The organism is Neobacillus niacini (assembly GCF_023715415.1).
GTDB classification, from domain to species: domain Bacteria; phylum Bacillota; class Bacilli; order Bacillales; family Cytobacillaceae; genus Neobacillus; species Neobacillus niacini_C.
The window spans coordinates 297,980-313,154 of the sequence record NZ_JAMBOB010000001.1 but is presented as its reverse complement, the minus strand read 5'-3'; the positions used below and the strand labels follow the sequence as shown (position 1 = coordinate 313,154).

The window sequence follows — 15,175 nt, the reverse complement described above, 5'->3', positions numbered from 1 at the left end:
TCTTCATAGATGGGGGTATTCCTTAGTGTTTTATTATTTAATCGCAATTTTTATTATTTTATTAGACCAAGTGACGAAATGGATGATCGTCACAAAAATGCATCTTGGTGAAAGTATCCCAGTTATTGAGGACTTTTTGTATATTACTTCTCACCGAAATCGCGGTGCAGCTTGGGGAATCTTACAAGGACAGATGTGGTTCTTTTATGTCATTACTGCTATAGTAATCATTGCGATCATTTATTACATTCAAAAAGAAGCAAAGGGTAAGTGGCTGTTAGGTGTTTCGCTAGCATTTATGCTAGGCGGAGCGATAGGGAATTTTATTGACCGCTTACTTCGTAAAGAAGTTGTTGATTTTATTCATACGTATATTTTCAATTATAACTTCCCAGTTTTTAATATTGCGGATTCGGCTTTAGTCATTGGCGTAGTATTATTAATGATTCAAATGCTGCGTGATGAGCGTGAAACAAAGGAGAAATCATATGGAGAAAATGGAACACACCATTCTTGAAGAACAAAAAGGCGATCGAATTGATAAAGTTATATCAACTTTAGATGAGGAATGGTCAAGAACACAGGTTCAGCAATGGATCAAAGATGGAAATGTCCTTGTAAATGGACAAAAGATAAAAACAAATTACAAATGCAGTTTAAATGATGAAATCGAAATTAATATCCCCGACCCGGAATTACTCGATGTTATCCCAGAAGAAATGGATTTAGAGATTTATTTTGAGGATAAGGATGTTTTAGTGGTTAATAAACCTAGTGGCATGGTGGTTCATCCAGCCCCTGGACATCTAACAGGCACGCTCGTTAATGGATTAATGGCTCATTGTAAAGATTTATCAGGAATAAATGGCGTCCTTAGACCTGGAATTGTACATCGTATTGATAAAGACACTTCTGGACTTTTAATGGTGGCTAAAAATGACATGGCCCATGAAAAGCTTGTTAACCAATTAGTCGAAAAGACTGTTACTCGGAAGTATAGAGCCATTGTGCATGGAGTGATACCTCATGATTTTGGAACGATTGATGCACCGCTAGGGAGAGATACGAGAGATAGGCAAAGTATGACCATTGTGGATAATGGTAAGCATGCTGTAACTCATTTCCAGGTGATTGAACGATTTAAAGATTTTACATTTGTAGAGTGTCAATTAGAGACTGGAAGAACACATCAAATACGGGTCCATATGAAATATATTGGCTATCCGCTTGCTGGGGATCCTAAGTATGGTCCAAAGAAAACACTTGATATCAATGGCCAGGCATTACATGCAGGAATTCTTGGTTTTATCCATCCGAGAACAAATGAGTACCTTGAATTTGAAGCACCGCTGCCAGTAGAGTTTGAAGAGGTCTTAGAACAATTACGAAATAATCGTTGACACATTTATCGAATTATTGTACGATAACAACAGTTGAATATGCCTTTAAAACAGTCCAGTGAGGCTGAGAAGGAAACGGATTAATTGGTTGGGATACCTATGCCCATACTGATAAACTCTTACCTCTCACCTCGATAAGCGTGAGAGGTTTTTTTATTAAAATAGGCAGGTGTTGAGAATGAATCAAAAAGCCGTAGTATTAGATGCGCAAGCAATCGGAAGAGCCTTAACAAGAATTGCTCACCAAATCATCGAAAAAAATAAAGGGATTGAAGATTGTGTACTGGTAGGAATTCGTACTAGAGGAATATTCATTGCGGAGAGACTCGCTGCCAAAATCGAAGAAATTGAAGGCAAACCAATACCAGTTGGTGAATTGGACATTACCTTGTATCGCGATGATTTAACGAAGAAAACAGATGATCAGGAACCACTTGTTAAGGGATCAGATATTCCAGTACAATTAAAAGATAAAAAAGTGATTCTTGTGGATGATGTTTTATATACAGGACGTACGGTTAGAGCAGGACTTGACGCGATTATGGATCTTGGTCGTCCTGCTACTATACAGCTTGCTGTTCTAGTTGACCGAGGGCACCGTGAACTTCCTATAAGAGCAGATTATGTTGGTAAAAACATTCCAACTTCAAGTAGTGAAAAAGTAGTTGTAGAATTAGAAGATGTCGATAAGGTTGACCAAGTAAGTATCTTTGAAAAGTAAATAGTAACCCTTTAATTGCAGTCCTGTGAGTCTGACAAAGGGGAAAATGCCATAATAAAAGCTTAAATGGCATTTCCATACCCTCTTTGTACTCTCATGGACAAAGAGGGTTTTTTTATGAGAAAAAACACAAAATAATAAAAGATTATGGAGGAGAAAAATTGAATAATAAACCCATCTTAGACGTAAAAGAGATTCCCAATCCAGTCCAATGGCTCACTTTAAGCTTACAGCACTTATTCGCCATGTTTGGAGCAACCATACTTGTTCCCTATCTTGTTGGGTTAAGCCCAGCGATTGCATTGATATCAAGCGGTTTAGGTACACTTGCATTCTTAATGATTACAAAATGGCAAGTACCTGCATACCTCGGGTCTTCGTTTGCCTTTATCGTTCCGGTAATAGCGGCGAAAGCAACGGCTGGTCCAGGGGGCGCCATGATAGGTTCATTCCTTGCAGGTCTTGTTTACGGAATTGTCGCACTTATAATTAGTAAAGCAGGTCATCGCTGGATAATGAATCTTCTGCCACCCATTGTTGTGGGTCCAGTCATTATCGTCATTGGATTAGCGCTGTCTGGTACAGCAGTTAGCATGGCGATGAACAATCCCGCAGGTGAATATAGCTTGATTCATTTCTCGGCAGCACTGGTAACTTTAGCAGCAACCATTATCTGTACCATTTACATGCGCGGCATGTTGAGCATTATCCCGATTCTGACAGGAATAGTGATTGGATACCTTTACTCCTTTGCAATCGGCATTGTTGATTTTAAGCCAGTATTAGAAGCGAATTGGTTTGAAATGCCTGAATTCATCATTCCGTTTGTAAGCTATGAGGTAAAAGTAACATGGGATTTAGCTCTTCTAATGGTACCAGTTGCAATCGTAACTCTATCCGAGCATATTGGTCACCAGCTCGTTCTAAGTAAAGTAGTTGGACGTGATTATATTAAAGAACCTGGTTTACACCGCTCGATTTTGGGTGACGGAACAGCAACCATTATATCTGCATTGATTGGTGGACCACCGAAGACAACTTATGGTGAGAATATCGGTGTCCTTGCGATAACACGAGTATACAGTGTGTATGTCATTGCAGGAGCAGCCGTTCTTGCTACAATCTTTGGATTTATTGGCAAGATAACAGCATTAATCAGCACAATTCCAACGCCTGTTATGGGTGGTGTTTCCATCCTGCTCTTCGGAATTATTGCTTCATCAGGATTACGGATGCTGGTAGACAGTAAAATTGATTTTGGTAACAAGCGTAACTTGGTCATCTCATCTGTTATTCTTGTCATCGGAATTGGCGGTGCTTTTATAAAAGTTTCAGAATCCTTCCAGATTCAAGGAATGGCATTTGCCGCAATAGCGGGAGTTCTCTTACATTTAATCCTTCCTGGAAGAGAACCAGTAAGTGAGGATATGTTTGAACAAACAGTAGAAAAAGATAAGCAAAAAACAGCATAGAGAGAATGAACCTTTTAAAAATAGTCCAGAGAGGCTATAAGGGTGTAATACTAAGTGCCATCGTAATGTGCCTGCACATTGATGTACTTGGTAAGATTCAATTGCACCCTGGTCGATTTGATCAGGGCCTTTTTTTACTAAAATGGAGATGGGGGAATAGCATGTTAAATCACTTGCTAACCACAAATGAGTTAAAAGTGGAAGAGATACATCAAATTTTAACAGATGCTCAGCGTTTTGCGGATGGAATGAAATGGGGTCCAGAAGGTCAAATGTTTTCTGCTAACTTATTCTTTGAAGCAAGTACAAGAACAAAATCAAGTTTTGAAATGGCAGAAAGAAGGTTAGGATTAAACGTTATTCCTTTTGAAGTACAAACTTCGAGTGTACAGAAAGGGGAAACCCTGTACGATACAGTAAAAACACTCGAATCCATTGGCGTGAATACGGTAGTCATTCGCCATGGACAGGATCGTTACTTTGATGAGCTCGTTGGAAAAATAAATATCCCAATTATAAATGGAGGCGATGGGTGTGGGCATCATCCTACACAATCACTTCTAGATCTTTTAACCATCTACCAGGAGTTTGGAACTTTTACAGGATTGAAAATAGCCATCATTGGTGACATTAGGCATAGCAGAGTAGCCCGTTCCAATGCGGATACCCTGACAAGATTAGGAGCAGAGGTTATCTATTCAGGACCAATCGAGTGGTTTGATCATCATAGTCTAAGTGCTGCAAGATTTAGACCAATTGATGAGGCGATAGCTGATGCAGACGTGGTCATGCTCCTTCGTGTTCAGCATGAGAGACACCAAAAAAAGGGTAGCTATACAGCAGCGGATTACCATAAACAATTTGGTCTCACCTTGGAAAGAGAAAAGAATATGAAGCCAGAAAGTATTATTATGCACCCAGCACCAGTTAATCGAAATGTTGAGATATCAGATAGCTTAGTAGAATGCAAACGTTCGAGAATTTTTAAGCAAATGGAAAATGGTGTGTTCGTAAGAATGGCTGTCTTAAAGAGATCAATTGAAAGTATAAAAGGAGTGTATGAGAATGAAACTACTTATTCAGAACGCCAGCTACATAGCATCTAACGGTGAAACGAAACAGGCTGATATATTAATAGAAAATGGGATTTTCACAAGAATAGATGATCATCTTGAAGTAAGTGTGGATCGTACAGTTAATGCAGCAGGTCTGTTAGTATCACCAGGCTTTGTTGATTTACACGTTCATCTGCGCGAACCTGGCGGCGAGAAAAAAGAAACAATTGCTACAGGTACACATGCTGCTGCAAGAGGTGGTTTTACAACACTAGCGGCTATGCCGAATACAAGACCAGTTCCAGATTCGAAAGAACAAATGGAATGGCTTCAAACGCGAATTAAGGAAACAGCAAAAGTAAGAGTACTGCCGTATGCCTCCATTACCGTAAGGCAATTAGGAAAAGAATTAACAGACTTTGAAGCGTTAAAAAATGCTGGAGCCTTTGCTTTCACCGATGACGGTGTCGGAGTTCAAGATGCAAGCAAGATGCTCGAAGCAATGCAAAAAGCAGCAAGTGTGAACATGGCGATTGTCGCACATTGTGAAGAGAATACTCTGATTAACAAAGGCTGCGTCCATGAAGGATCTTTTTCGAAGAGGAATGGTTTAAACGGTATTCCTTCAGTTTGTGAGTCTGTTCAGATTGCAAGGGATGTCCTTTTGGCTGAAGCCGCTGGATGCCATTATCATGTTTGCCATGTTAGTACAAAAGAATCGGTTCGAGTAATTAGAGATGCAAAAAGAGCAGGGATTAAAGTTACTGCCGAAGTAACACCACACCATTTATTATTAACTCAAGACGATATTCCAGAAAATCTTGATTCGAACTTTAAAATGAATCCACCACTTCGTGATACTGCAGATCGTGATGCATTAATTGAGGGACTCCTCGATGGAACGATTGATTTTATTGCAACCGATCATGCACCGCATACAACAGAAGAAAAAAATGAGGGAATGAAGCTTGCACCTTTTGGAATTGTTGGATTGGAAACGGCATTTCCACTGCTCTATACACACTTAGTATTAAAGAACATTATTAGTCTTGAGCAATTACTTGAATTTCTAACGAAAAAGCCTGCGGAAAGCTTTTCGCTCCCTTTTGGAAAAATTGAAGTAGGAGCGCCAGCCGACATTGTTCTATTAAATCTTGACGAAGAAAAAGCAATTGACCCACAAGAATTTTTATCTAAAGGAAAAAACACTCCATTTGCTGGCTGGAATTGTAAGGGCTGGCCGCTAATGACGATAGCAAGTGGTGAAGTAGTTTGGGAGAAGGGACGTGTAACAGTATGAAAGCACAGTTAATTTTAGAGGATGGAACGATTTTTATCGGTGAAGGTTTTGGAAGTCATATGGATACAATCGGAGAAGTCGTCTTTAATACAGGAATGACTGGCTATCAGGAAATACTTTCTGACCCATCCTATTGCGGGCAAATTGTTATGCTAACGTATCCGCTTATTGGAAACTACGGAATCAACCGGGATGATTTTGAGACGATTACCCCTGCGGTGAAAGGCTTTATCGTAAAAGAAGCTGCAGAATTCCCATCCAATTGGAGAAGTGAATTTACGATGGATGAGTATTTTAAAATGAAAAATATTCCTGGGATTGCAGGTATTGATACACGTAAATTAACTAGAATTATCCGTCAATACGGAACTTTGAAGGGTGCAATTTGCTCGATTGAAAGTGATCCAAATGAAGTAATCAGTAAGTTAAGACAGACAAAACTGCCGATTGACCAAGTCAGAAGAGTTTCTACAAAAAATTCTTACCCAAGTCCAGGCAGAGGGAAAAGAATTGTTCTTGTCGATTTCGGAATGAAGCATGGAATATTACGAGAATTAAATAAACGTAATTGTGATGTTGTTGTGGTTCCATATCATACAACTGCGGATGAAATCCTTCAATTACGACCAGATGGAATTATGCTTTCCAACGGTCCTGGGGATCCAAAAGATGTCCCAGAAGCTATTCATATGATTAAGCAGTTACTTGGTTTAGTACCAATATTTGGGATTTGTCTTGGCCACCAATTATTTGCATTAGCATGCGGTGCCAATACAGACAAAATGAAATTTGGTCATCGAGGTTCTAACCACCCTGTTAAAGATTTAGCAACTGGGAAAATCGCGATTACGGCACAAAACCACGGATATACCGTAGAAGAAAAATCCTTACAGAATACCAGACTAGAAGTTACTCACATTGCTCTAAATGATGGTACGGTAGAGGGCTTAAAGCACATCGATTATCCAGCCTTTACCGTTCAATACCATCCAGAAGCTTCACCAGGACCTGAAGACGCAAACCATTTATTCGATCAGTTCCTTGCAATGATTGAAGCCCAAAAACAGGAGGTTTCCACAACATGCCAAAACGTACTGATATAAACTCCATTTTAGTAATAGGTTCAGGGCCCATTGTCATTGGCCAGGCAGCAGAATTTGATTATGCAGGCACCCAGGCTTGTATCGCTCTTAAAGAAGAAGGGTATCGAGTGATTCTCGTAAATTCCAATCCTGCCACGATTATGACGGATACAGAGATTGCTGATGCTGTCTATATTGAACCATTAACCGAGGAATTTGTAAGCCGAATCATTCGCAAAGAACGTCCCGATGCGCTTGTAGCTACTCTCGGTGGTCAAACGGGTCTTAATCTTGCGGTTGAGTTATCTAAATCAGGGGTCTTGGAAGAATGTGAAGTAGAAATTTTAGGAACGAAGTTATCAGCTATTAAACAAGCAGAGGACCGTGACTTATTCCGCAGTTTAATGAATGAACTGAGTGAACCCGTGCCGGATAGTGAGATTATTCATGAATTGGCGGAAGCACACGCATTTGTGGAAAAAATAGGATTCCCTGTCATTGTTCGTCCTGCCTATACGCTTGGAGGGACTGGCGGAGGTATTTGCCATAATTCAGAAGAATTGGACGAAATCGTGACAAGCGGTTTAAAGCATAGTCCTGTAAATCAATGCTTACTTGAGAAAAGCATTGCCGGATATAAAGAAATTGAATATGAAGTAATGCGTGATGGAAATGACAATGCCATCGTCGTATGTAATATGGAAAACATTGATCCAGTTGGAGTTCATACAGGTGATTCGATTGTTGTTGCACCAAGCCAAACATTAAGTGACAGAGAATATCAGCTATTAAGAAATGTTTCGCTAAAAATCATTCGTGCACTTGGAATAGAAGGCGGCTGTAATGTTCAGCTTGCATTAGACCCATATAGCTTTAACTACTACATCATCGAAGTAAATCCAAGGGTAAGCCGTTCTTCAGCTCTTGCTTCAAAAGCAACGGGTTATCCAATTGCCAAGCTTGCAGCAAAAATTGCAGTAGGTTTAACATTAGATGAAATGCTTAACCCGGTAACGGGTAAAACCTATGCAAGCTTTGAACCCGCTCTTGATTATATCGTAACGAAAATCCCGAGATGGCCATTTGATAAGTTTGAATCAGGGAACCGTTCACTTGGAACACAAATGAAAGCAACAGGTGAAGTTATGGCGATAGGACGCACCTTTGAGGAGTCCTTATTAAAAGCAATACGGTCACTCGAAGCTGGTGTCCATCATTTTGAATTAAATGGATCAGCAGACATCAGCAATGAATTACTTGAGAAACGAATTACGAAAGCTGGAGATGAGAGGCTCTTTTATATCGCAGAAGCATTAAAGCGAGGTATTACAGTTGAAACCATTCATCAATGGAGCCAAATCGATTTATTTTTCTTACACAAACTGCGCGGAATCATCGAGTTTGAAACAAAGCTTGCTGGGAACCCAATGGATATAGAAATTCTTAAGGAAGCAAAACAAAAGGGCTTCTCAGATAAAAAGATTGCTGAGCTTTGGGACCAAAAGGAAAAAGATATATACAATCTACGCAAAAATTTAGGTATGGTCCCAGTATATAAAATGGTAGATACATGTGCAGCTGAATTCGAATCAGAAACACCTTACTACTATGGAACATATGAGGATGAAAATGAATCCATTGTCACAGGCAGAAAGAGTGTGATTGTTCTTGGATCTGGTCCAATTCGCATCGGGCAAGGCATTGAGTTTGATTATGCGACTGTCCATTCTGTTAAAGCGATTAAAGAAGCAGGCTATGAAGCAATTATTATTAATAATAATCCAGAAACGGTGTCAACGGATTTCAGTATCTCCGACAAGCTCTACTTTGAGCCGCTAACAATTGAGGATGTCATGAGTATTATTGATTTAGAAAATCCTCTGGGTGTAATCGTACAATTTGGCGGGCAAACAGCGATTAATCTTGCTGCAGGTTTAGAAGAAAACGGGGTAAAAATTCTTGGAACAAGTCTAGAGGATTTAGATCGTGCAGAGAACAGAGATAAATTTGAACAAGCTCTCATGCAGCTCGAGATTCCAATGCCGCTTGGAAAAACCGCATTATCGGTGGATGAAGCAATCCTAATCGCTAATGATATCGGCTATCCGGTCCTTGTTCGACCTTCGTATGTTCTTGGCGGCCGTGCAATGGAAATCGTATATCGACAAGAAGAACTGCTTCATTATATGGAAAATGCCGTGAAAATTAATCCAGAACATCCGGTCTTAATTGACCGCTACTTAACAGGAAAAGAAATAGAAGTGGATGCGATCTGTGACGGTGAAAATGTATTAATACCTGGAATAATGGAGCATATAGAACGAGCAGGGGTCCATTCAGGGGATTCCATTGCCGTGTATCCACCTCAAACACTTTCAGAAAAAATTAAACAAACACTGGTTGAATACACAGAGAAAATGGCTAAAGGACTAAACATCGTAGGATTGTTAAATATCCAGTACGTAATATCGAAGGATCAAGTATACGTACTAGAAGTCAATCCACGCTCCAGCCGTACAGTTCCATTTCTGAGTAAAATCACGAATGTTCCAATGGCAAAAATTGCAACAAAAGCAATCTTAGGAATTTCAATAACTGAACAAGGCTACACGACTGGTCTCGTCCCTGAAAAGACGGGTGTTTATGTGAAAGTTCCAGTATTCTCATTTGCTAAGTTAAGAAGTGTTGATATCACACTCGGTCCTGAAATGAAATCAACTGGCGAGGTAATGGGTAAGGATTGCACACTTGAAAAAGCACTCTACAAAGGTTTAGTAGCTTCAGGAATGAGTATACAAAAATTCGGGACAGTATTGTTTACTGTTGCAGATAAAGATAAACAAGAATCATTAAAGCTTGCTAAAAGATTTGCTGCAAACGGCTACCGTCTAATGGCTACAGGTGGAACAGCGGCAGTACTTAAATCTGCAGGTCTGCCAGTAAAGGTAATTGGGAAAATTGGAGCAGAAGGCAAAACACTGCTAGATGTTATTCACCATGGAGAAGCCCAGTTTATTATTAACACCTTAACAAAAGGAAAGCAGCCAGAACGAGATGGATTTAGAATTCGCCGTGAAGCAGTTGAAAATGGGGTCCCATGCTTAACCTCATTAGATACAGCGGATGCGATACTTAAAGTGATAGAATCAATGAATTTTTCAGCTGAACCTATGGCTGTAGAGGAAAAGGAGGCGGTTTTTGCATGATAAAAAAGGAATTATGCAAAATCATCTCCCAAAAGGAAATTGCAAATGACATTTTTCAACTTACCGTTGAAGCAAATCTTGTGAATGAGATAAAAGCACCGGGTCAGTTCGTGCATATTCGGGTCGATAAGTCTTTCGACCCTTTATTGCGAAGACCAATCAGTATATCTTCGGTTGATAAAGGGAATTCTCAATTTACAATGATCTATCGAAGGGAAGGGAAAGGGACTTCCCTTCTTGCTGAAAAAGGCCAGGGGATGCAGTTAGATATTCTCGGTCCCTTAGGCAATGGGTTTCCTGTCAATGAACTAAGTCCAGGGGAAACGGCTTTACTAGTAGGGGGTGGAATTGGTGTGCCACCTTTATATGAACTCTCAATACAATTGATTGCTAAAGGGGTAAGGGTCATCCATGTCCTTGGCTTCCAAACCCAAAGTGCAGTATTTTATGAAAAAGAATTTTTGGACTATGGAGAGACCTATATTACCACCGTTGATGGTTCATATGGAAAAAAAGGCTTTGTAACGGATATTATTAAAAATTTAGAGTTTGATTGCCTATATACTTGCGGGCCAACGCCGATGTTGAAAGCAATTGAAAAAGAGTATTCAGATAGGAAACTGTTTTTATCCTTAGAAGAACGAATGGGCTGTGGCATAGGGGCATGCTTTGCTTGTGTATGTAAAAGCAGCGAAGACCCTTCCGGAGTTTCTTATAAAAAAGTATGCAGCGATGGACCAGTTTTCCGTGCAGGGGAGGTACTAATATGAGCCGATTAAATATAGAGCTTCCGGGTTTGAAACTAAAAAATCCCATTATGCCTGCATCTGGATGCTTTGGCTTTGGCAAAGAGTATAGCCAATTTTATGATTTGAGTAAACTTGGTGCGATTATGATTAAAGCTACAACGGTGGAACCTAGATTTGGCAATCCAACCCCAAGAGTGGCAGAAACCTCTGCTGGGATGTTAAATGCAATTGGTCTGCAAAACCCTGGTTTAGAGAAAGTTATCAGCAGTGAATTGCCATGGTTATCCCAATTTGATGTTCCAATCATTGCGAATGTCGCAGGTTCCGTTGAAGAAGATTATATTGAGGTAGCACGAAGCATATCTAAAGCTCCCAACGTCCATGCATTAGAATTGAATATTTCCTGCCCAAATGTAAAAACAGGGGGAATTGCTTTTGGTACGATTCCTGAAGTGGCACAGCAGTTAACTCGTAGGGTGAAAGAAGTTTCGGAAGTACCGGTTTATGTTAAACTTTCTCCGAATGTAACCAATATTGTAGAAATGGCAAAAGCAGTAGAAGCAGGTGGTGCTGATGGGTTAACGATGATCAACACGCTTGTTGGAATGAGACTTGATTTAAAAACAGGTAAGCCAATATTAGCTAATAACACCGGTGGATTATCTGGACCTGCAATAAAACCAGTTGCTTTACGGATGATTTATGAAGTTAGTCAAGCAGTAACCATTCCTGTCATAGGGATGGGGGGGATTGAGTCTGCTGAGGATGTTATTGAATTCTTTTATGCGGGAGCAAGTGCTGTAGCAGTAGGAACAGCCAATTTTGTGGATCCTTTTGTCTGTCCGACGATTATCGATGAATTACCTTTACTTTTAAATCAATTGGGTTATGAACATATCAGTGAATGCAGGGGAAGGAGCTGGAAAGAGCATGGAGAACTCGCTTATCATCGCGCTTGATTTTACAAATCGTAAAGAGGTAGAACAATTCTTACAACCTTTTAATCAAAAGGAACTTTTCGTGAAAGTTGGGATGGAGTTATTTTATCAGGAAGGTCCTGACATTGTTCACTTTTTAAAAGAAAGTGGACATCGGATTTTTCTGGATTTAAAGCTTCATGACATTCCAAATACAGTACTGAGTGCAATGAAGGGTCTAGCTAGGCTGGAATGTGACCTGGTGAATGTACATGCTGCAGGGGGCAAAGAGATGATGTCTGCTGCAATAGAAGGATTAGAAGCAGGGACTGCAGCAGGACGGAAGCGCCCAGCTTGTATTGCAGTTACTCAGCTTACAAGCACATCAGAAGCACAAATGAACAAAGAGCAGCTCATTTCTGGTTCTCTTGAACAATCCGTTCTACATTATGCCTCTTTAACTCAAGAAGCTGGTTTAGATGGAGTCGTTTGCTCTGCTTGGGAGGCAGTACCTATTCGAGAAAAGCTAGGTAAGAAGTTTTACACCGTTACCCCTGGAATACGGATGGGCAATGATAGCACTGGAGACCAGAAACGGGTTGCCACCCCAGAATTCGCAAGAAATGCGGGTGTTACCTCGATTGTCGTGGGACGTTCCATCACAAGATCAAAGGATCCAGTGAAAAGTTATGAAAAATGGATAGAAGCATGGGAGAGTGTTCAAGTATGAAAAAATTAATAGCAGAAAAATTATTAACGATAAATGCAGTTGCATTAAAGCCAAACGAACCATTTACTTGGACTTCAGGATTACGTTCACCTATTTATTGTGACAACCGCTTGACACTTTCCTATCCGGAAGTAAGAAAAGAGATAGCAAGAGGAATGCAATCTATTATTCTAGAGAAATATTCAGATGCAGAAGTAATTGCTGGCACTGCAACTGCGGGGATTCCACATGCTGCATGGGTTAGTGAGTTATTGAACTTGCCAATGTGCTATGTTCGTTCAAAAGCAAAAGGCCATGGCAAAGGAAACCAAATAGAAGGCAAAGTGGCAGCAGGACAAAAGGTTGTGGTTGTAGAAGATCTAATTTCTACAGGAGGAAGTGTCATTACTGCGGTCCAAGCACTGCGAGAAGCTGGGTGTGAAGTGCTTGGCGTGGTTTCAATATTTACATATGGTTTAGATAAAGGGAGGGAAGCATTCGCACAAGAAGAGATTAAAAGTGAATCACTGACTGATTTTGCTAATCTAGTGGAAGTAGCCATAGATAAGAACTATATCAGTAAAGATGATCAAGAGAGTTTACTTTCTTGGAGTAAATCCCCTTCAGAGTGGAGTAAGAGGTTCGAATAGACTAAAAGCCCCGGAAAATCCGGGGCCATTTTATTTTTTCTTAAGTTTAAGGACCATTTCCTCTTCAGGTGTAACATAGACAGTCTGTTGATTATCATAAATGACAAATCCGGGCTTTGCACCATTAGGCTTTTTAACATAGCGCACCTTTGTATAATCTACTGGTACAGAGCTAGAGTTTCGGGCTTTACTAAAATAGGCAGCCAAGTTTGCTGCTTCATAGATGGTTCCTTCAGATGGATCCTTACTTCGAATGACAACATGCGAACCAGGAATGTCTTTTGTGTGCAGCCAAATTTCATCTCTGGCTGCAAGTTTATTGGTCAAATAATCATTTTGCTTATTGTTTTTTCCAACAATTAATTCAGTACCATCGGAAGAAAGATAATGGTCAAGTATCGGCTTGGCATTAGATATCTTTTTCGCATTTCGTTTTTGACGACCTCGGATATAACCGCCTTCAATTAATTCTTCGCGTATTTCTTGGATATCTTTTGGTGATGCTGATTGCACCTGTTGAAGTAAATTTTCAAAATAAAATACTTCCTCACGTGCTTTTTCAATTTGTTCGATTACGATGGAAACGGAATTTTTTGCTTTCTGGTATTTTGAAAAGTACTTTTGCGCATTTTCTGAAGGTGTCTTCCGCGGGTCTAAGAGAATCGCTACCGTCCCGCCCATTTCATCATAATAATCGACCACTTCAATTTCCTTCATCCCTTTTTTAGCAGCATAGAGATTAGCTGTTAACAGTTCACCAAAGCGCTGAAACTGTTCGGCTTTCTCAGCCTCTCTTAAGGTATTCTCTAATTTCTCAATTTTTTTCTCATTCTTTTCTTTTTCATTGATGATTAACCGTTCGATATCATTTCCTTGCTGTTTTACCCGGTCACGCTCAGCCTTTCCAAAATAAAAACGGTCGAGCATTTCGCTTAAGGTTGAGAAGCTTTTTACTTCTCCTTTTACATGTTCAAGTGGAAAGAGGTAGTACACTTCCTTATTCTCTGTCGCAATAATAGAAGGCTCTATTGCTCCACTCTTGATTTTATCTATTATTTGAATGAACGTTTTAGGGACTGTTGTACGATTGGCAATCCCGCTTTGGAAAATAACTTCTTTTGCGAATAGTGGTGAGGTTCCAGCAAAATGTTCAACCAGCTGCCGATCAAGCTTTCCGCTATTAAAATCAATCTTTCTTAATACATCATCTTCAACTGCTAAGAACGGATTTTGTTTATTTTGTTCAGGCGGATAAATATAGGGCTGCCCAGGTAAAATGGCTCTATGACTGTTTACTGCAAACGAAACATGCTTCACGCTATCTAGAATAATGTTCCTTGTTTTATCAACTAGAATAATATTACTGTGTCTGCCCATTATTTCAATAATTAACTGCTTGTAGCTGATATCTCCGATTTCATTACGTCCTTTAATTTCAAAAATAATCATTCGATCATTTCCGACCTGATAGACATCCTCTAGAATATAGCCCTCAATATGTTTTCTTAGCAGCATACAGAACATAGGAGGTTCGCTGGGATTCTCGTATGCTTCGTTAGTGAGCTGTACTCGTGCATAGCTTGGGTGTGCAGAAAATAATAATTTTTGGTTCACTCCATTTGCACGGATTGTGAGAATTACTTCATTTTTATAAGGCTGATGTACTTTATTGATTCTGCCGCCCTTTAAGGTGCGTACGAGTTCATCGACCATTGCTTTTGTAAATAAACCATCAAATGACATGGAAAACATCCTTTACTTCAAACTGTTTCTTTTCTTTAGTATAGCTTACTAGGTAAGAGAATGTCTCTTACTAGGTTAGAGTATGTCTCATTTTATCTTGTTCAATTAGCTATGATAACTGTTCTAAATTATCATAGCATTTTTTGGGACGAGGCTGAATAAGCTTTCTTA

At 39.8% G+C, this 15,175-nt stretch carries 13 protein-coding genes; 12 read left to right on the top strand and 1 reads right to left on the bottom strand.

Annotation, left to right across the window (positions count from 1 at the left end):
• Nucleotides 1–25 precede the first annotated feature (25 nt).
• From lspA to pyrE, 12 genes are all read left to right on the top strand, one after another.
• A complete protein-coding gene (gene lspA, locus M3189_RS01380; protein ID WP_251631105.1) occupies nt 26–517 on the top strand; it encodes a signal peptidase II in 492 nt (163 codons plus the stop codon).
• Nucleotides 489–1,400 (top strand): RluA family pseudouridine synthase, encoded by a 912-nt coding sequence (locus tag M3189_RS01375; protein WP_251631103.1) that lies wholly within the window; start codon nt 489–491, stop codon nt 1,398–1,400. The genes lspA and M3189_RS01375 overlap by 29 nt, the downstream gene beginning before the upstream one ends.
• Before the next feature lie 178 nt (nt 1,401–1,578).
• Complete coding sequence (gene pyrR / locus M3189_RS01370) at nt 1,579–2,121, top strand: bifunctional pyr operon transcriptional regulator/uracil phosphoribosyltransferase PyrR (RefSeq protein ID WP_251631101.1); 543 nt, start codon at nt 1,579–1,581, stop codon at nt 2,119–2,121.
• 161 nt (nt 2,122–2,282) lie between these two features.
• Nucleotides 2,283–3,593, top strand: a complete 1,311-nt coding sequence (locus M3189_RS01365; RefSeq protein WP_251631099.1) for a solute carrier family 23 protein — start codon at nt 2,283–2,285, stop codon at nt 3,591–3,593.
• 161 nt (nt 3,594–3,754) lie between these two features.
• Nucleotides 3,755–4,699 (top strand): aspartate carbamoyltransferase catalytic subunit, encoded by a 945-nt coding sequence (locus tag M3189_RS01360; RefSeq protein WP_251631096.1) that lies wholly within the window; start codon nt 3,755–3,757, stop codon nt 4,697–4,699.
• Entirely contained in the window at nt 4,659–5,948 is a 1,290-nt protein-coding gene (locus M3189_RS01355; protein ID WP_251631094.1) for a dihydroorotase, read from the top strand. Before M3189_RS01360 ends, M3189_RS01355 begins: the two co-directional genes overlap by 41 nt.
• Nucleotides 5,945–7,051, top strand: a complete 1,107-nt coding sequence (locus M3189_RS01350) for a carbamoyl phosphate synthase small subunit (RefSeq protein ID WP_251631092.1) — start codon at nt 5,945–5,947, stop codon at nt 7,049–7,051. The genes M3189_RS01355 and M3189_RS01350 overlap by 4 nt, the downstream gene beginning before the upstream one ends.
• Nucleotides 7,030–10,236: a carbamoyl-phosphate synthase large subunit gene (gene carB / locus M3189_RS01345; RefSeq protein ID WP_251631090.1), complete on the top strand. Its 3,207-nt coding sequence runs from the start codon at nt 7,030–7,032 to the stop codon at nt 10,234–10,236. The genes M3189_RS01350 and carB overlap by 22 nt, the downstream gene beginning before the upstream one ends.
• Nucleotides 10,233–11,006, top strand: a complete 774-nt coding sequence (locus M3189_RS01340; RefSeq protein WP_251631088.1) for a dihydroorotate dehydrogenase electron transfer subunit — start codon at nt 10,233–10,235, stop codon at nt 11,004–11,006. Before carB ends, M3189_RS01340 begins: the two co-directional genes overlap by 4 nt.
• On the top strand, nt 11,003–11,944 hold the full coding sequence (locus tag M3189_RS01335) for a dihydroorotate dehydrogenase (RefSeq protein WP_251631086.1): 942 nt from the start codon (nt 11,003–11,005) through the stop codon (nt 11,942–11,944). Before M3189_RS01340 ends, M3189_RS01335 begins: the two co-directional genes overlap by 4 nt.
• Entirely contained in the window at nt 11,916–12,632 is a 717-nt protein-coding gene (gene pyrF / locus M3189_RS01330; protein WP_251631084.1) for an orotidine-5'-phosphate decarboxylase, read from the top strand. Before M3189_RS01335 ends, pyrF begins: the two co-directional genes overlap by 29 nt.
• Nucleotides 12,629–13,261, top strand: a complete 633-nt coding sequence (gene pyrE, locus M3189_RS01325; RefSeq protein ID WP_251631082.1) for an orotate phosphoribosyltransferase — start codon at nt 12,629–12,631, stop codon at nt 13,259–13,261. The genes pyrF and pyrE overlap by 4 nt, the downstream gene beginning before the upstream one ends.
• Before the next feature lie 30 nt (nt 13,262–13,291).
• Here the strand turns inward: pyrE and M3189_RS01320 are convergent, their stop codons facing one another.
• Nucleotides 13,292–15,004: an Rqc2 family fibronectin-binding protein gene (locus M3189_RS01320; protein ID WP_251631080.1), complete on the bottom strand. Its 1,713-nt coding sequence runs from the start codon at nt 15,002–15,004 to the stop codon at nt 13,292–13,294.
• Nucleotides 15,005–15,175 lie beyond the last annotated feature (171 nt).